At 70.4% G+C, this 17,518-nt stretch carries 15 protein-coding genes; 3 read left to right on the forward strand and 12 right to left on the reverse strand.

Features of this window, described 5'->3' with window-relative positions; translation table 11 throughout:
* Positions 1 to 34 precede the first annotated feature (34 nt).
* The gene (locus tag ACFP3H_RS16360; protein WP_378606573.1) at positions 35 to 613 is read right to left on the reverse strand and encodes a DUF5134 domain-containing protein; all 579 of its coding nucleotides are present in this window, start codon (positions 611 to 613) and stop codon (positions 35 to 37) included.
* 208 nt (positions 614 to 821) lie between these two features.
* Here ACFP3H_RS16360 and ACFP3H_RS16365 point away from each other — a divergent pair, with 208 nt between their 5' ends.
* Positions 822 to 1,319: a GNAT family N-acetyltransferase gene (locus ACFP3H_RS16365; RefSeq protein ID WP_378606576.1), complete on the forward strand. Its 498-nt coding sequence runs from the start codon at positions 822 to 824 to the stop codon at positions 1,317 to 1,319.
* A gap of 119 nt (positions 1,320 to 1,438) precedes the next feature.
* On the opposite strand, the gene ACFP3H_RS16370 is transcribed toward ACFP3H_RS16365, so the two are convergent.
* Together ACFP3H_RS16370 and ACFP3H_RS16375 are read right to left on the reverse strand one after the other, a co-directional pair.
* Complete coding sequence (locus ACFP3H_RS16370) at positions 1,439 to 2,662, reverse strand: aminotransferase family protein (protein ID WP_378606579.1); 1,224 nt, start codon at positions 2,660 to 2,662, stop codon at positions 1,439 to 1,441.
* Between the two features lie 55 nt (positions 2,663 to 2,717).
* Entirely contained in the window at positions 2,718 to 3,383 is a 666-nt protein-coding gene (locus ACFP3H_RS16375) for a Pr6Pr family membrane protein (protein ID WP_378606582.1), read from the reverse strand.
* A gap of 206 nt (positions 3,384 to 3,589) precedes the next feature.
* Here ACFP3H_RS16375 and hrpA point away from each other — a divergent pair, with 206 nt between their 5' ends.
* Complete coding sequence (hrpA, locus tag ACFP3H_RS16380) at positions 3,590 to 7,861, forward strand: ATP-dependent RNA helicase HrpA (RefSeq protein WP_378606585.1); 4,272 nt, start codon at positions 3,590 to 3,592, stop codon at positions 7,859 to 7,861.
* 67 nt (positions 7,862 to 7,928) lie between these two features.
* Here hrpA and nrdR read toward each other — a convergent pair whose 3' ends face one another.
* Together nrdR and ACFP3H_RS16390 are read right to left on the reverse strand one after the other, a co-directional pair.
* Positions 7,929 to 8,396: a transcriptional regulator NrdR gene (gene nrdR, locus ACFP3H_RS16385; protein WP_378606588.1), complete on the reverse strand. Its 468-nt coding sequence runs from the start codon at positions 8,394 to 8,396 to the stop codon at positions 7,929 to 7,931.
* 167 nt (positions 8,397 to 8,563) lie between these two features.
* Positions 8,564 to 9,415: a hypothetical protein gene (locus ACFP3H_RS16390; protein ID WP_378606591.1), complete on the reverse strand. Its 852-nt coding sequence runs from the start codon at positions 9,413 to 9,415 to the stop codon at positions 8,564 to 8,566.
* A 232-nt stretch (positions 9,416 to 9,647) separates the two neighbouring features.
* Between ACFP3H_RS16390 and lexA the strand changes: the two genes are divergently transcribed.
* Positions 9,648 to 10,361, forward strand: a complete 714-nt coding sequence (gene lexA, locus ACFP3H_RS16395; protein ID WP_378606594.1) for a transcriptional repressor LexA — start codon at positions 9,648 to 9,650, stop codon at positions 10,359 to 10,361.
* Here the strand turns inward: lexA and ACFP3H_RS16400 are convergent.
* The 7 genes from ACFP3H_RS16400 to ACFP3H_RS16430 all read right to left on the reverse strand — a co-directional run bounded on the left by ACFP3H_RS16400 (position 10,358) and on the right by ACFP3H_RS16430 (position 17,341).
* Positions 10,358 to 11,095 (reverse strand): pirin family protein, encoded by a 738-nt coding sequence (locus ACFP3H_RS16400; protein ID WP_378606597.1) that lies wholly within the window; start codon positions 11,093 to 11,095, stop codon positions 10,358 to 10,360. The two genes, lexA and ACFP3H_RS16400, sit on opposite strands and share 4 nt — an antisense overlap.
* Positions 11,096 to 11,291: 196 nt before the next feature.
* The gene (locus tag ACFP3H_RS16405; protein ID WP_378606600.1) at positions 11,292 to 12,173 is read right to left on the reverse strand and encodes a lysophospholipid acyltransferase family protein; all 882 of its coding nucleotides are present in this window, start codon (positions 12,171 to 12,173) and stop codon (positions 11,292 to 11,294) included.
* Positions 12,174 to 12,272: 99 nt separating this feature from the next.
* Positions 12,273 to 13,706 carry a GTPase HflX gene (hflX, locus tag ACFP3H_RS16410; protein ID WP_378607412.1) on the reverse strand — a complete coding sequence of 478 codons (1,434 nt, stop codon included), beginning with the start codon at positions 13,704 to 13,706 and terminating at the stop codon, positions 12,273 to 12,275.
* A 171-nt stretch (positions 13,707 to 13,877) separates the two neighbouring features.
* Positions 13,878 to 14,759 carry a diaminopimelate epimerase gene (gene dapF, locus ACFP3H_RS16415; RefSeq protein ID WP_378607415.1) on the reverse strand — a complete coding sequence of 294 codons (882 nt, stop codon included), beginning with the start codon at positions 14,757 to 14,759 and terminating at the stop codon, positions 13,878 to 13,880.
* Between the two features lie 43 nt (positions 14,760 to 14,802).
* Complete coding sequence (locus ACFP3H_RS16420; RefSeq protein WP_378606603.1) at positions 14,803 to 15,639, reverse strand: TrmH family RNA methyltransferase; 837 nt, start codon at positions 15,637 to 15,639, stop codon at positions 14,803 to 14,805.
* On the reverse strand, positions 15,636 to 16,574 hold the full coding sequence (gene miaA, locus ACFP3H_RS16425; protein ID WP_378606606.1) for a tRNA (adenosine(37)-N6)-dimethylallyltransferase MiaA: 939 nt from the start codon (positions 16,572 to 16,574) through the stop codon (positions 15,636 to 15,638). The genes ACFP3H_RS16420 and miaA overlap by 4 nt, the downstream gene beginning before the upstream one ends.
* Entirely contained in the window at positions 16,571 to 17,341 is a 771-nt protein-coding gene (locus ACFP3H_RS16430; RefSeq protein WP_378606609.1) for a class III extradiol ring-cleavage dioxygenase family protein, read from the reverse strand. Before ACFP3H_RS16430 ends, miaA begins: the two co-directional genes overlap by 4 nt.
* Between the last annotated feature and the right edge of the window lie 177 nt (positions 17,342 to 17,518).

Genomic DNA, 17,518 nt, shown 5'->3' on the forward strand with positions numbered 1-17,518 from the left:
GCAATTCGCAGCACACGCGGTTGTGGATCGGTATTCACCGCGCGAAAGCGGCGATCAGCATGAACGCCGTCCCGATATCCATCACCACGTGGGGTACCAGCGCCGAGGTCAGCGGGTGGGAACCGACCGGGTGGACGGCGTGGTGCCACCGGGATCGGCGCCCGAGGGTGGCGAGCACGAGCAGCGCGTCCAGGGCGAACAGCACCGCCAATCCGAGCGCGGGCCAGCCGGTTTCGCCGTGTGTCGCACCGTGCGCGGCCATCGCGTAGAGCATGGCCGCGGCGGCGACGGTGTGATAGCCGAGGGCTTGCACACCGTGGTCCGGGGCCCCGGACCGTCGGCGTACGCAGCGTTCGACGAGCAGCAGCGCGAAGGTGACGGTGAGCGCGGTGAGGACTCCGCGCATCGCGTGCGGGTCGGTGCCCGCGGGAAACACCAGCATCGCCAACATCGCCAGGCACATCAGCAGGTGCGCGCTGTCGGAGGCGGTATCGGCACGCTGCGCCTGCGGCACGCGCCGAGCCAACCGGGTCGCCACGATCCCCGACGCCAGCACGAACGCGGCGACCACCGGCCACCGCACCAACGCGTATTGCTCGACGAATTCGGCCACACCCCACCACCTTCGAGTCGACACCCGCCCGACAATGCTCGCACCCCGACACCACCCACGCGGGTGTTTCGCGCGGTCACAGGCTTGCGCATCGCGTTCGCCGGCTCGGTGGGGCCACCACGCGTCACGGCTTCGTCGACCGCGCGGTCACCGCGACAACACGGTGCCCGAGTCGCGCGAACCCGACCCGCACCCGCAAACTGGACTCATGACCGATAGCCGAACCCCCGCGGTCGACCAGCTCACCGTGGTGGCCGACGACCTCTCCGGCGCGCCGATCCGCGCCCTACTCGCCGCCCACCACGCCGAAATGGCGGACACCTCCCCCGCCGAGAGCATGCACGCCCTCGACCTCACCGCCCTGCGTGATCCCGCGATCACCGTGTGGAGCGCCTGGGTGGGCGCGGATCTCGCCGGGTGCGGCGCGCTGAAGGAACTCGACCCCGAACACGGCGAGATCAAGTCCATGCGCACCGCACCGGAATTCACCGGCCGTGGGGTGGCGGCGGCGGTGCTCGCCCATCTCGTCGCGGTGGCCCGGGAGCGCGGATACCGCCGCCTGAGCCTCGAGACCGGCGCCGAGGACTTCTTCGCCCCCGCGCGCCGCCTCTACCTGCGCCACGGGTTCACCGAGTGCGGACCCTTCGGCAGCTACTCCCCCGACCCGTTGAGCCGGTTCTTCACCCTCGCACTGGACCCCGCGTAGCCACCGGCCCGAGCGTTACCGCAGGCTCACCTCCTACCGAATCGGGCGGGACCCGAGTCTCAGCATCCGTGGCCGCATGTCGTCAGGAACGGGGATCGGCCCGGTGCGGTAGTCCCGAATCACCCCAGCGCGCTGGCGAAGCCCGCGACCAGGTCGGCGACCTGGGCGTCGGTCATGACGAAAGACGGGGAGATCTGCATGGCGCCCGCACCGGCGGCGCGGCCGGAGATGCCGTGTTCGCGCAGGGTTTTGACCAGGGCGGGGCCTTCGGACGGGTCGACCAACTGGACCGCCGCCACCGCGCCGAGCCCGCTGCGGACCTCGGCGACGCGGGGGTGCTCGGCCAGCGGGGCCAGGGCGACGTGCAGGGTGGTTTCGAGGCGCGCGGCTTCCTCGAGGAGTCCTTCGCGTTCGACGATGGCGAGGTTGGCCAGGGCTGCGGCCGCCGCACCGGCGTGACCGCCGTAGGTGTAGCCGTGCCGGAACCAGGTGCCGCCCGCGTAGAACGGTTCGGCCAGGTGCGGGGCGATGAAGACCGCGCCCATCGGCAGATAGCCTGAGGTCAGGCCCTTGGCGGTGGTCATGAGGTCGGGGCGAAGGTCGAAGCGGGTGGAGGCGAACCAGGAGCCGCCGATGCGACCGAAACCGGTGACGACCTCGTCGGCCACGAACAGGATGTCGTGATCGCGGCAGATCTGGCGCACCTCGGCCAGATACCCCTCCGGCGGCAGGTACACCCCGCCCGCGCCGATGATCGGCTCGCAGAAGAATGCGGCGATGCGTTCGGCGCCGATCTCCTCGATCAGGGCGAGCAGGGATTTCGCGTCGTTCCATTCGACCGTGCGGGTGTCCTCGACCAGCACGCCGTAGCCCTCCTTGTTCGGCGTCAGACCACCGAGCGAGGTGCTCGCGTAGTGCATGCCGTGGTAGGCGAAACGGCGACCGACCAGGATCTTCTTGTCGGCGCGGCCCTGTTCGTGCCAGTAGCGCCGGGCCAGTTTGGCCGCGGTCTCCACCGAGTCCGAGCCGCCGGAGGTGAAGAAGATCTTGCTGCCGGGCACCGGGGCGATCGAGGAGAGCTTCTCGGCGAGTTCCTGGGTGGGGGCTTCGGTGAGGTCGCCGAAGTTGGAGTAGTGGGCGATGGTGCGCAACTGCGCGGCGGTGGCGTCGGCGATCTCGCCGCGCCCGTGGCCGACATTGGCGAACCACAGTCCGGCGGTGGCGTCGAGGTAGCGCTTGCCGGCCGTGTCGAAGACGTAGGCGCCCTCGCCGCGAGCGATCACGAACGCACCGTCACGATCGACGGCACCCATATCGGCGAATCCATGCCAGAGCGCATTCATGGCTCCACATTTACTCCACCGCGCGCGGTCGTGCGCGCTGGACCCGCCGCCGCCGTCAGTCCGACCGACGTTCGCGCCACCGCGCGGGCAGGTCGCCGAGCGCGGCCATGGCCACCGCGAGCACGACGAACACCACCAGCAACACCGCCAGCCCGATGGTCAGCGACCCGTAGCCCTGGGTCCGCGGATCGATGAAAGGGTATGGATACCAGTCGACGATCGGGCCCCGGATCAGGGTGTACACGCCATAGCCGACCGGGAAGATCAGCCACAGGCCGATCAGTCGCGGGGTGGCCCGCAGGCGCGCCGCCATCGGGACGAACAGCCAGTCCAGCAGCAGGACCAGCGGCACGATGCGGTGCAGGACGTCGTTGATCCACCGGTCGGTGAGCATCACGTCGACCTCGGCCAGCAGCACGGCGTAGACGACCATCGTGATCAGCATGTAGAGGGTGACCGCGCCCCGGAAGGTCTGCCAGTGCGCGCCCTGCGGGGCCAGCGCGCCACCCACGAGCAGCACGATCACCGAGAGCACGTTGGATTCGATGGTGAAGTAGCTCAGGTAGTTGGTGAGCGAGAAGGTGGCCGAGTCGATATTGCGCAGGGGGATCCACACCAGCGCGAGCACGCCGAGCAGGCCGAAGCCGATCCGGTAGGCCCGAATCCACCAGGCGGTTCGCTCGCCGTGCGCGTCGCGTTGTTCGGTGGGCTGATCGCTCATGACGGCTCCGTTCCGACGGTGTTCGGGCGCCCCGCGTCGGTCGACGTCGCACACCTCAACACTGGTCGGATCTTCGCACGGGTGCCCGACGGTCGGCAGGAACCCGGCGAACCGCCGTCTCGTGGTGTGTCGTTGGTCTCCGCGAGTGGGTGGTCGGGGCTCGCGGGGAAAAACCAGTGGCGGCCTCCATTAGGCTGGGAGGCGCAATGACCAGGACAGCTAGTACCGGAACCCGCGCGCTGCGCACCCGCCTGGCGGAGGTCTCGCTGCGCGACGAACATCGGTTCGGGCGCCTGCTGGACCGCGCGCGTCCCGACGATCTGCCCGGCCTCGAGGCCCAGATCGACGCCGCCGCCGCCCGCGTGGCCCATCGCCGCGCGGCGCTTCCGCAGATCACCTACCCGGAACAACTGCCGGTGTCCGCGCGCCGCGACGACATCGCCGCGGCCATCGCCGCCAACCAGGTCGTGATCGTGGCCGGTGAGACCGGTTCGGGCAAGACCACCCAGATCCCGAAGATCTGCCTCGAACTCGGTCGCGGCGTGCGGGGCACGATCGGGCACACCCAGCCGCGCCGCCTCGCCGCGCGCACGGTGGCCGAACGCATCGCCGAGGAACTGGGCACCGAACTCGGCGACGTGGTCGGCTACACCGTCCGGTTCACCGATCAGGCCTCCGATCGCACGCTGGTCAAGCTCATGACCGACGGCATCCTGCTCGCCGAGATCCAACGCGACCGGATGCTGCGCCGCTACGACACGATCATCATCGACGAGGCGCACGAACGCAGCCTCAATATCGACTTCCTGCTCGGCTATCTCAAGCAGTTGCTGCCGCGGCGGCCCGATCTCAAGGTGATCATCACCTCGGCCACCATCGACCCCGAACTGTTCGCCCGCCACTTCGCCGACGCGCAGGGCACGCCCGCCCCGATCGTCGAGGTGTCGGGGCGCTCGTATCCGGTGGAGTTGCGGTATCGGCCGCTGTCGCTGGAACTGCCCGGGGTCGAGGACGACGAGGACACCCGCGTGGTGGACCGCGATCCGACCGACGCCATCGCCGACGGGGTGCGCGAACTGTTCGCCGAGGGCGACGGTGACGTGCTGGTGTTCCTGTCCGGCGAACGCGAGATCCGCGACACCGCCGACGCCCTACGCGACCTGCGACTGCCCCGCACCGAGATCGTGCCGCTGTACGCGCGACTGTCGGCGGCCGAGCAGCACAAGGTGTTCGCCCCGCACACCGGGCGCCGCGTGGTGTTGGCCACCAATGTCGCCGAGACCTCGCTGACGGTGCCCGGCATCCGCTACGTCATCGACCCCGGCACCGCCCGGATCTCCCGGTATTCGATGCGCACCAAGGTGCAGCGACTGCCGATCGAGGAGGTTTCGCAGGCGTCGGCCCGGCAGCGATCCGGTCGCTGTGGTCGTGTCGCCGACGGTATCTGCATCCGCCTGTACTCGGAGGAGGACTTCGAGGCGCGGCCCGCGTTCACCGAACCGGAGATCCTGCGCACCAACCTCGCCGCGGTCATCCTGCAGATGACGGCGCTGGGCCTGGGCGATATCGAGAGCTTCCCGTTCGTGGAGGCCCCCGATCGCCGCGCCATCCGCGACGGCATCGCCCTGCTCGAGGAACTCGGGGCCCTCGCGCATGGCAGCTCGAAAACCCTCGGCGGCGACGAGGATTCGGACGGGCACCTGCGCCTCACCCCGATCGGGCGCGAGATGGCGCAGCTGCCGGTGGACCCGCGCATGGCCCGCATGCTCGTCGAAGCCCACCGCAATGGGTGCCTGGACGAAGTGCTGGTCATCGTGGCGGCGCTGTCGATCCAGGACGTGCGCGAGCGACCGGTCGAGCATCAGCAGGCCGCCGACACCCAGCACGCGCGCTTCACCGTCGAGGGCTCGGACTTCCTGTCGTACCTGCGCCTGTGGGACTACCTGACCGAACAGCGGAAGTCCCTGTCGTCCAACCAGTTCCGTCGCATGTGCCGCGACGAGTTCCTGCACTACCTGCGAATCCGGGAGTGGCAGGACCTACACGGCCAGTTGCGGACCATCGTGCGAGGCATGGGCTGGAACGACAGCCACGCGAAGTCGGACAGCGCCTCGTCGGGCGGAGAAGCCACTTCCGGCCGCGCGGAGGGCGACGGCGCTTCGAGAACCGGGCGTCGCGGCCGAGGGGCCACCGACGACTCGTCGGGCACTGGCCGTCGTGGCCGAGGTCGGGCGAACACCCAACGCGCGGTAGCGGATTCGACGGGCCACACCGGCGGGCGCGAGGATTCTTCGGGGGGCCGACGGGACGGCGCACGCCGGGGTGAGTCCCCTCGTGACGGTGCCGGGCGGGGGCAGGCGCGCGACGGTGGCGCGAAAACTGTTCGCGGGCAGGCGGATTCGGTGGTCGAGGACGATGCAATGCCGTGGCCGAGCGCGCAGATCCATCAGTCGCTGCTGGCGGGCATGCTCTCGCATATCGGTGTGCGCGAAGCGGAGTCGCGGGAATTCCTCGGGGCGCGCAATGCCAAGTTCATGATCTTTCCCGGGTCGTCGCTGGCCAAGAAGGCGCCGCGCTGGGTGATGGCGGCGGAGCTGGTGGAGACCTCGCGGCTGTGGGGGCGCATCGCGGCCAAGGTCGAGCCGGAATGGGCCGAGCGGCTGGCCGGTGACCTGGTCAAGCGCACCTACTCCGAACCGCACTGGTCGTCCAAGCGGGGTTCGGCGCGAGCATACGAGCGGGCCACGCTCTACGGCGTGCCGCTGGTGACCGGGCGGCCCGTGGACTTCGGGCGCATCGACCCGGAGCAGTCGCGTGAACTGTTCATCCGCCACGCCCTGGTCCAGGGCGAGTGGCAGACGCGGCACGGGTTCTTCGCCCGCAATCGCGCTCTCATCGACGATGTGGCCGATCTCGAGCATCGGGCCCGGCGCCGCGACATCCTCGTCGACGACGAGGTGCTGTTCGAGTTCTACGACCAGCGCATCCCGGCCGACATCGTCTCGGTGCGCCACTTCGACAGCTGGTGGCGCAAGACCGAACGCAACGATCCCACCCTGCTGGACTTCTCGACCGACACCGTGGTCAATACCGGTGTCGCCGCCTTGGACCCGACCGATTTCCCGGACGCGTGGCGCCAGGGCGAGCTGAGTTTCCCGCTCACCTACCAGTTCGAGCCCGGCCAGGACGACGACGGTGTGACCGCGCGGATCCCGGTCGAGCAGCTCGCCCACGTGCGGGCGGTCGGCTTCGACTGGCTGGTGCCGGGCATGCGTGAGGAACTGGCGGCCGCGTTCATCAAGACGCTGCCGAAGACGTTGCGTCGCGCCGTGGTTCCGGCACCGGATTTCGCCGCGGCGGCCCTGCGCGCGCTCACCCCGCGCGCCGAACCGCTGCGCACCGGGCTCGCGCGCGAACTGTCGCGACTGGGTTCGGCCACCATCACCGCCGAGGACCTGTCCCCCACCGCCCTGCCCGATCACCTGCGCATGACCTTCGCCGCGGTCGATCAGCGGGGCACCGTGCTCGCCAAGAGCAAGAGTCTGCCGCAACTGAAAGCCCAACTGGCCGACCAGGTGTCGGCGTCGGTGGCCCGTGCGACCGCCGGCGCCGAGCGGGCGCCCGCCACGGTGTGGACCTCGGAATCGTTGGGCTCGGTGGCGCCGACGGTGAGCCGCCAGGTCGCCGGCCAGACCGTGACCGGCTATCCCGCGCTGGTTCCCGAGGGCGACGGTGTGGCGGTGCGCGTGCTGAGCTCGCCCGGCGAACAGGCCGCCGCCATGCGCGCGGGCGTGCGCACGCTGCTGCTGGCCGCCGTCCCCACCTCCACCCGCGCGGTGACCGCGGGCCTGCCCGCCCGCGACCGCCTCGCCCTGAGCCAGAACCCCGACGGTTCCCTCGACGCGCTGGTCGAGGACTGCCGGGTCGCCGCCGCCGACGAACTCATCGCCAAGGCGGGCGGCCCCGTGCGCTCCCCCGAGGAGTTCGACAAGCTGGTCGCGGCCGTGCGCCCGCAGCTGAGCACCGCCGTGGTCGCGCTGATCCGCGCCGTCGTGCCGGTGCTGGCCGCCGCCCAGCAGGCTCGGGCCGCCCTGGCCGACACGCTGGAAACCGATATCGCCGACGACGTCTCCCAGCAACTCGACGACCTGCTGTTCCCCGGCTTCGTCGCCGAATGGGGACGGGTCCGCCTGCGCGATCTCCCCCGCTACCTGCTCGCGGCGGCCCAACGCCTGGAATCGCTGCCGGGTTCGGCGGTGCGCGACCGACAGGCCATGGTCGAGGTCGATCGCATGCTCGCCGCCTACGACAAACTCGTCGCCGCCCTACCTCCCGCCCGCAAGAACGCGCGCGAGGTCACCGAGATCTGGTGGATGATCGAGGAACTGCGCGTCAGCCTCTTCGCCCAGAAACTGGGCACGCCGTACCCGGTCTCGGCCAAGCGCATCGAGAAGGCGATCAGCTCGATCCGCCGCTGAGACCGCGTGGAGTCGTCGCGGCTCGGATCCGGCGAGCCGGATTCGCGCTGCGGCGGTGTCGGGCCGATCAGTCGGTGGTGACGGCCGCGGCGCGGGCGGCGCGCATCTCGGTGATCTCGCGTTCGAAATCGGCGGCGCTGGTGAAGGATCGGTAGACCGAGGCGAAGCGGAGGTAGGCGACTTCGTCGAGGTCGCGCAGGGGGCCGAGGATGGCGAGGCCGACCTCGTGGCTGGGGACCTCGGGGGAACCGGTGGCGCGCACGGCGTCCTCGACCTGCTGGGCGAGCAGGTTCAGGGCGTCGTCGTCGACCTCGCGGCCCTGGCAGGCGCGGCGCACGCCGACGATGACCTTCTCGCGGCTGAACGGTTCGGTCACCCCGCTGCGCTTGACCACCGACAGGATCGCGGTCTCGACCGTGGTGAAGCGGCGCGAACAGGCCGGGCAGGAACGGCGGCGGCGGATCGCGGTGCCCTCTTCGACTTCCCGCGAGTCGACGACGCGCGAGTCGGGGTGTCGGCAGTACGGGCAATGCATCCGAGGGTTCCTTCGTCGATGCGCACTTCTATTCCATGGCGCTTGACAGGATACCGGTCATGATCACATCACCCGTCACTGCGTGTCCGGGTGTGGCGAGATGTCGGAACCGGACGCGACGTCGGGTCCCGGTCGGTGTCACTCGATGAGCGGTCGGCAATACCCCGTCACCGAACCGTGCCCGGCATCGCCGGCAGACCCGACTGCTGCGAGACACCGGGAACCGAGGAGTCGATCTGGTCGACGAAACTGCCCGACCGCACATGCGCCAGCAGCAGGAACGCGACCACGAGCAACGCGGTCACCAGCGCGGTGACCGCCAGCGTCGCGAAACCGACCTTGGCCTGTTCGACCCGGTGCAGGGGGTGCAGACCGCGCGCGGGCCGAGCGCTGGGCACGGAGCCGCGGGTGTAGAGCGAGACTTCGGTGCGCGGCGCGCGCGGCCGGGGCCCTCGATCCGCCGATGGCCGAAGTCCCACACGGGTTCGCGATTCCCGACCCGCCACAGATTCCGGGTGGGTCGCGGCTTCCCGGCCCGGCACGGACTCCCCGCGCTTCACGAGTTCGTTGCGCGCTCGGCGGTCGGCGTGGACCCGAGGCTCCGTGCGGACCACAGATTCGTCGCCGGTCCTGCGTTCAGTGCCGGTCGTACGTTCGGTGCGCATCGCCGGTTCGCTGCGGGGCACCGTGGCGAAGGCGAGGTCGAGTTCGGCGTCGGTGAGCGGGATGCGACGCGGTGGGCGGACGATATCCGCCGGTTCGGTGGCGGTGGTGTTCGTGGGAGCGCTCAGCACCCCGGACCGGACGATACTGCGGGCGACATCGGCCGGGGCTCGAGTTTCGACAGGAGTGGAGGCGGGCGGCGCGTCGATTGCCCGCGCCCGGTTTTCGGTGGGTGAGGGCGTGGGACGGACGAGGGTGAACGGGCGTGGGGTGCGGGGGATTCGGCGACGGCGAGGCAGCGGCTGCGGGGCCGCGGTGGAGTCGAAGGAACGCAGGGCGCTGGTGGCTGTGCTCATCGGAAGAACCTCCGGGGTGGTGTGCTCCGCTGCTGCGAGAAAGTACTGGTGAGGCGGCAATGCCTCCCGTTGTTCGAACACCTGTGCGACGAACTGATGTTCGATTTCTACCAGATCCCGGCGCCGATGTCAGCACGAAACGCCCGACATGCTCGAACAGATGTTTGATAGTTCGGCGTGGCCCGACTAGCCTCGAGACAGCGAATTCGACAACTCAGAAGGGCGGGACACGGTGACCCACACAGACGACACGGGTGACGAAAGCGGCACCGGCACCGTCACATCGGGATCCGGCGCGGATCTCACCGTGCGTCAACGCACGGTCCTCGATGTCATCCGGTCCTCGGTGACCGAACGGGGCTATCCGCCCAGCATCCGCGAGATCGGTGACGCGGTCGGGCTCACCTCCACCTCCTCGGTGGCCCACCAGCTGCGCGCGCTCGAACGCAAGGGATATCTACGCCGCGACCCGAATCGGCCCCGCGCGGTGAACGTGCGCGGGCTCGACGAGGCGGTGCACGCGGTCACCGCACTGCCCCAGCAGGCCGACGAGGCCGATCCGAACCGCCCCACCCCCACCTTCGTCCCGGTCCTGGGTCGCATCGCCGCCGGTGGGCCGATCCTGGCCGAGCAGGCCGTGGAGGACGTGTTCCCGCTGCCGCGCGAACTGGTCGGCGAGGGTTCGCTGTTCCTGCTCAAGGTCGTGGGTCAGTCGATGATCGACGCGGCCATCTGCGACGGCGATTTCGTGGTGGTGCGCCAGCAGAACGTGGCCGAGGGCGGCGATATCGTCGCGGCGATGATCGACGGCGAGGCCACCGTGAAGACGTTCAAGCGCACCGGCAAGGACGTGTGGCTGATGCCGCACAACCCGCACTTCGAACCCATTCCGGGTAACGACGCGCAAATCCTGGGCAAGGTCGTCACGGTCATCCGCAAGGTCTAGCGGCGCGCGCTCGCGTGCATCTCCCAGATCAGTAGTTCGGCGGCGGTCAGCGCGGTGACGCGGTGGCCGCCGTTCGCGGTCAGACGCACCGCGTCGCCCTGTTCGAGGACGCCGTGCCCTTCGTAGTCGACGCGGCCGCGCGCCACGAAGACATGGCCGTAGGGGGCGTCGGGCACCGTGATCGCGGAACCGGGGTCGAGGCGGGCGACGTGGAAGGCCGCGTGACGGTTGCCGAGGCCGATCGCCGACTCGCCGCGATGGCGGGCCAACCCGGAGGCCACCGGAACCAGCGCGTTGCGGGCGAGGTCACCCTCGATGTCGAGTTCCTGGTAGCTCGGGGCCACGCCGGTGGTGTCGGGCGGAATCCACATCTGCACCACGTGCAGACGATCGCGCTCGCGGTAGCCCGCGCCGTTGCGCTCCGAGTGCAGCACGCCGGTGCCCGCGCTCATCCGCTGGGCGAGACCGGGCCGGATCACACCCGAGTGCCCGGCCGAATCCTGGTGCACGATACTGCCTTCCAGCACCCAGGTGAGGATCTCGGTGTCGCGGTGCTGATGGGAGTCGAACCCCTCACCCGGTGCCACGATGTCCTCGTTGTGCACGAGCAGCAGCCCGTGCGCGTAGTCCTCGTGTACGAAGTTGCCGGTCACCGGAAACGACTGCCGCGAATCGAGCCACTCGGTCCGCCAGCGTCGACGTTCCGCACCGGGCACCACCTCGACCTGTCGCATCACCGCCACCCTCTCACCAACCGGACTCCAGTCCGCATAACCGGGTCAACGGCATCGACACCCCCAGCATTCCCACTCCCCCACCACTGGACCGGTGATCACCACGCTCTGGTGTCACCGCCGGCCCCGAAATCCGCCACCACAGCGTGGTGATCAACCGTCCAGGGTCGAGTGGCGGCGGCTCGGGCAGGACCGGTTACCAGGGAAGCGCGTTGCGGAGGCGGCCGGCGAGGGTGCGGCCGGTGTCGCGGTCGCGTTCGTTGAACAGGAACTGCAGTTCCTCCTCGAGGCCCTTGCGGACCACGTCGCGCAGGTCGGCGGCGGCGCTGTCGAGGTCGTCGGACCGGGTCCACGGGGTGGGGTCGATGGGGGCGCCCGCGGAGAAGTAGAAGCGCTCGGGGCGGGGTAGGAAGGTCGGGCCTACGCCGGTGACCAGGGGTGGGCTCAGTTCGGGGTTGATGCCGAGCAGGCGGCAGGTCCAGCGCAGCGGGGCCATGACCGGGTGTTGGCCGTCGACGACGATGTCGAGCGCGTCGTCGACGCCGATCATCGCCAGCGGCACGATCGGCACCCCGGCCTGGATCGCCATGCGGGCGAAACCGGTGCGGCCCTCCCATTTGAGCACGTACTTCTCGCCGGATCGCCGGATCGCCTCGCGACCGCCGCCGGGGAACACCACCACCGCTTCCCCGCGCTCGAGCAGTGTCAGGCAGTTCGACCGGGTACCGCGCACGGTGCCGAAATGGTGCAGGAAGTGGCGCACCCCGGGCACCATCAACACGTGCTCGGCCAGGCCGCGCACCAGGCGACCGCGTTCGCGCAGGATCTCCGGCATGATCAGCGGCGCGTCGATCCCGCCGAGCAGGTTGTGGTTGGCCACGATCAGCACCGGTCCCTCGGCCGGGATGTTGTCCAGGCCGTAGAACCGGGGACTGGTCCACACGCGCAGCGGCGCGAGCAACGCCTCGAGCGCGCGGATATCCCATTCGCTCGGCGTGGGATCCAGCGGCGCCCCGTCCGACAGAATTCCGCCGCTGGTCCCCCGCACGTCATCGATGCGCTGTTGATCGTTCGACATAACACCCTCCTGCTGTCGATATACGACGATAGCGTCCGAAAACGCTTGTGTCCCATCGACATTTGACCGCAACCGGCGGGCAAATCAGGGCGGGGTGGTTCAGCTGCGCGCAGGCTCCGCCGGTCCGGAATGGGCGTATTCCGACAGGGCCGCGGCCAAGGAGTGCGGCACGCGCGCACGCACGCGGGTCCCGCCCTCCTCGTGATCGGCGGTGATGATGCGCCCGTCGGCGTGGATGCGGGCCAGCAGGTCGCCGCGGCTGTAAGGCAGCAGCACACTGATGTCGACATCGAGGCCGCCGAGTACCTCCGGCAGTCGCTCACGCAACTCCTCGATGCCCGCGCCGGTGTGTGCCGAGACGAACGCCGCCTTCGGCAGCATCCCGCGCAACCGGGTGAGCTCGTTGGGGTCGGCGGCGTCGATCTTGTTGACCACCAACAGTTCCGGCGGTGCGGGGGTGCCCTGCTCGCGGATCACGTCGGTGATCACCTCGCGCACCGCCTTGATCTGCTCGAGCGGCAGCGGGTCGGCGCCGTCGACGACGTGCAGCAGCAGGTCGGCACCGGTGACCTCCTCGAGGGTGGAGCGGAAGGCCTCGACGAGCTGGGTGGGCAGGTGGCGCACGAAACCGACGGTGTCGGTGAACACCATCTCGCGACCGTCGTCGAGCGCGGCCCGGCGGGTGGTCGGGTCGAGGGTGGCGAACAGCGCGTCCTGCACGAGCAGGCCCGCGCCGGTGAGCGAGTTCATCAGGCTGGACTTGCCCGCGTTGGTGTAGCCGACGATGGCGATCGAGGGCACGCCGCTCTCGGTGCGTCGGGCGCGCATGGTGTCGCGCGCGGTCTTCATCTCGCGGATCTCCCGCCGCAGCTTGGCCATCCGCTCGCGGATGCGCCGCCGGTCGGTCTCGATCTTGGTCTCACCGGGACCACGCGTACCCACACCGCCACCGGCGCCGCCCGCGCGACCACCGGCCTGGCGCGACATCGACTCACCCCAGCCGCGCAGTCGCGGCAGCATGTATTCCATCTGCGCCAGCGCGACCTGGGCCTTGCCCTCACGGGAGGTGGCGTGCTGGGCGAAGATGTCGAGGATCAGCGCGGTGCGGTCGATGACCTTGACCTTGACGACCTTCTCCAACGCGGTGAGCTGGGCGGGGGTGAGCTCACCGTCGCAGATCACGGTGTCGGCGCCGGAGTCGAGCACCACGGTGCGCAGCTCCTCGGCCTTGCCCGAACCGATGTAGGTGGCCGGGTCGGGCTTGTCGCGGCGCTGGATGAGCGCCTCGAGGACCTCCGAGCCCGCGGTCTCGGCCAGCGCCGCCAACTCGACCATGCTCGCCTCGGCCTGGGCGGAGCTGCCGGTGGTCCACACCCCGACGAGCACGACGCGCTCGAGGCGCAGCTGCCGGTACTCGACCTCGGTGATGTCGGTGAGCTCGGTGGACAGCCCGGCGACGCGACGCAGCGAGGAGCGCTCGTCGAGCTGCATCTCACCGCGCGTCGGCTCGGCCGCCCAACCGGGCTGTTTCATGCGCGCGGCGTGGCGGGCCAGCGCATCGTCGACATCACCGCGATCGGCGGTCACGTCGGGCTCGGCCGCGGTGGAATCCTCGGCCGAGGTGGATTCTGTGGGTTCTACTGGTTTCGTCATACGTTGTCCATGCTGCCACGTCCGGGTGACACCACGCACGCGGTTATCGCGCTACTGCGCATCCCACCACGTTCGCGACAGGGTCCCGGTGGCCAGCAGGACCGACGGACCGCGCATCCACGCGCGTCCCTGCACGATCGTGATCCGCACGGTCCCGCCGGGCACCCGCACGGTGACCTCGCCGGTCTCGGTGCCCACCGACACGCCCGCGGCGGTCAGCGCGGCGGCGGCCGCGGCCACGGTTCCCGTTCCGCACGACCGGGTTTCGCCCACGCCCCGCTCGTAGACGCGCATGTCCACGGCGTTGTCGGCGTCGAGGGCGGTGAGGATCTCGACGTTCACCCCGTGCGGGAACAGGTCGGGATCGAAGCCGGGCGAGGCGCTCAGATCGAGTTTGGCCAGCGACTCGGCAGTCAGGGCCTCGTCGACACAGGCCAGATGCGGATTGCCCACATCGATGCCGATGCCGGCCAGCGCCCAGCCCGCGAGGGTGGCGGTGGAGGTGCCGAGTTCGCGCACGACGCCCATGTCCACGGTGACCTCACCGTCGGTGGCCGCCGCCGCGTGCACGACCACCGGACGCGCCCCGGCCCGACTGCCGACCACGTACTCGGTGCGCGATTCCAGCCCCCTGGCGTTGAGGTAGTGCGCGAAGACCCGCACGCCGTTGCCGCACATCTCCGCGATCGACCCGTCGGCGTTGCGGTAGTCCATGAACCAGTCCTCGGCGCCGACCCCCTCGGGCAGCGCCTCGAGCACACCCGCGCCGAGCAGCGCACCGGCCTTGGCCACGCGCAGCACCCCGTCGGCGCCGAGGCCGCGCTGTCGGTCGCACAGGGCCGCCACCCGGTCGGCGGTCAGGTCGAGACGGACCTCGAGGTCGGGCAGCACCACGAAGTCGTTCTGGGTGCCGTGGCCCTTGCTGAATTCGATATCGGACACGCTGTTCATTCTCCTCTGCGGCGAAAGGGGTGCGTTAGCGGGCGAAGGTGCGTCGTTGCCGGGCGATCTCGTAGAGGCTGATCGCCCCCGCCGAGGGCGCGCCGAGCGAGCTGGCGGTGCCGCCCATCGGGATGGTGACCAGGTCGTCGCAGGCCTCGAGCCAGGCCGCGCTCATCCCGGCGGTCTCGTTGCCGACGACCAGGATGGTGGCCCCGGTGAAGTCGTGATCGTAGATGGTGCCCGGCGCGTGCTCGTCGGTGCCGACGATGCGGGTCGGGATGCCGCGCGCCACCTGCCGATCCCGGAATTCGAGGATCTGGGCGGGCCCCGCCGCGCGCAGCACCGGCATCGCGAACAGCGAACCGGTGGAGGCGCGCACCGCCTGCGGGTCGAACTGGTCGGCGCCGTGGCCGGTCACGATCACCCCGGACGCGCCGAAGGCGTCGGCCGAGCGGATGAGCGTGCCGAGGTTGCCGGGCGAGTTCGGTCGGTCGAACACGACCACCACCGGCGCGTCCTCCCCCGGTTCGCCGGGCGCGTATTCGGCCAGGTCCGGGTGCTTGGCCACCGCCACGGCGACGATCTCCGGGGCGTTGGCCGCCTTCTCACCCAGTTCGGCGATGAGTTCGGGGACCAGCCCGATCTGGGGCACGTCGGCGGTGTCGAGCACCTCGCGCGCCCAACTCGACAGTTCGGGGCCGCCGAGCCGGTAGATCAGCGTTTCCAGGGGCCAGCCGTTGTCGAGGGCCTGGGTGATCGGGCGCACGCCCTGCACGAGAAACCGGCCGTCACGATGACGTTTGGTCCGGTTGTTGAGGTAGGCCTGCCACACCTGCACCGAGGCGTTGCGGGTTGTCACTCGTCGGGTCACTGCGCGGTCCGTCCTGTCTGGTCGATGCCCGCCGCGTCCAGCAGGGCCAGTGCTGTCGCGACGAGCCGGGGATCGGCGCCGTCGACCCAGCTCACCCGGGGGTCGCGGCGGAACCACGACCGCTGCCTGCGCACGTACCGGCGGGTGCCGATGAGGGTGCGCTCGCGGGCGTGGGCGAGGTCGTATTCGTCGTCGAGGTAGGCCAGCACTTGGGCGTAGCCGATGGCGCGGCGGGCGGTCTGGCCTTCGCGCAGGCCGTGCTCGAGCAGGCCGCGGACCTCCTCGACCAGGCCGGTGTCGAACATCAGGGCGGTGCGGGCCTCGATGCGCGCGTCCAGGGCGGCGGTCTCGCGGTCGACGCCGATGATGCGGGTGTTCCAGCGCGGGGTGCCGATGGTCGGGGCCGAGGCGGCGAAGGGGCGGCCGGTCAGTTCGACGACCTCGAGCGCGCGCACCATCCGGCGACCGTCGGTGGGCAGGATGGTGTCGGCGGCGACCGGGTCCGCGTCCCGCAGCGCCAGGTGCAGGGCCCGCACGCCCTGCTCGGCGAGCACGGCCTCCCAGCGCGCGCGGACCTCGGGGTCGGTGGCGGGGAAATCCCACTCGTCGAGCAGCGCCTGCACGTACATCATCGAGCCGCCCACGATGACCGGCGTCCTGCCGCGCGCGAGGATGTCCTCGACGATCGCCAACGCCGCGCTCTGATACGCCGCGACCGTGGCGGTCTCGGTGACGTCGAGAACGTCGAGCAGGTGGTGGGCGATGCCGCGACGCTGCGCGGGCGGCAGTTTCGCGGTGCCGAGGTCCATCCCGCGATACAGCTGCATGGCGTCGATGTTGACGATCTCGCCGTCGAGTTCGGCGGCCAGATCCAGGGCCAGGTCGGATTTGCCGGTGGCGGTGGGGCCGACGACCGCGATCGGTCTCGGAGTCACTGGTCACCGTCCTGTCCGCCGGGTTGCCACACGCTCACGTCGTAGCCCACACCGAAGGGGGCGCCCCGGTAGAGGGTACGCACCCGCGGATCGGCCGCGTCGGCGGCGAACAGTCCGCCCATGACCTGGTGGGCGGCGCGTCCGTCGAGCAGCACCGCCGCGCACAGGTCGGGCTCGAGCGCGGCCAGGCCGGCCCGCGAACCGCTGGCGAGGGCGGCGTCGAGGCGTTGCTGTAGTGGCAGCGCGCGCTCGTCGAGATAGCCGGGCGCCTGCACGGTCAGGGTCGCGGCACCGTCGGCGACGACCAGTACCCCGACCGACTCCGACGCGCCGTCGAGTTCGGCGCGCAGCGCGGCTCCCGCCGACATACAGTCCGAGGGCGCGGTGTCCGCCGCGAACAGTCTCGCGTGCACCGGAATTCGCGGCGCGACCCGTTCCCGCAACCATCCGGCGATCAGTACCGGAAGCGGAAGCTGGGCGTCTGCCGGCTCCGGCTGCCCGTCGACCGGTCCGAGGCCGACCACCACATCGGCGCCGAACCCGCGAAACGTCCCGCGCGTCGCCGGACCGTAGGTTCGGTCATGGCTGTCGACGCCGAGCACCACCCACCGGTCCGCGCGTGCGGCCAGGTTCGCGGCGGCGTCGAGGGCGGCCGCGCGCAGCACCGAGGTCGGATCGTCGGGATCGCTGCCCGACCCGGAAACCCGCCCGCACAGTTCGGGCACCAGCATCGGCGGCGACGGGACCAGGGCCGCTATCGAGAACACGCGGTAACCGTAGCCGCAGCCGCGTCGGTGACCCGCATCCGGCGTCGCGGTGGCGCGCACGGGTCTGCGAGTGTCCGGCGCGGTGATGCCCACCGTGATTGCTAGTGTTTTCGTGTGCGACTACCCACGTCGTCCGGGACGAAATCCCAGGAAATCGGCTCGTCGATCCGCCGGATC

Source organism: Nocardia lasii (genome assembly GCF_042658545.1).
Taxonomy (GTDB): domain Bacteria; phylum Actinomycetota; class Actinomycetes; order Mycobacteriales; family Mycobacteriaceae; genus Nocardia; species Nocardia lasii.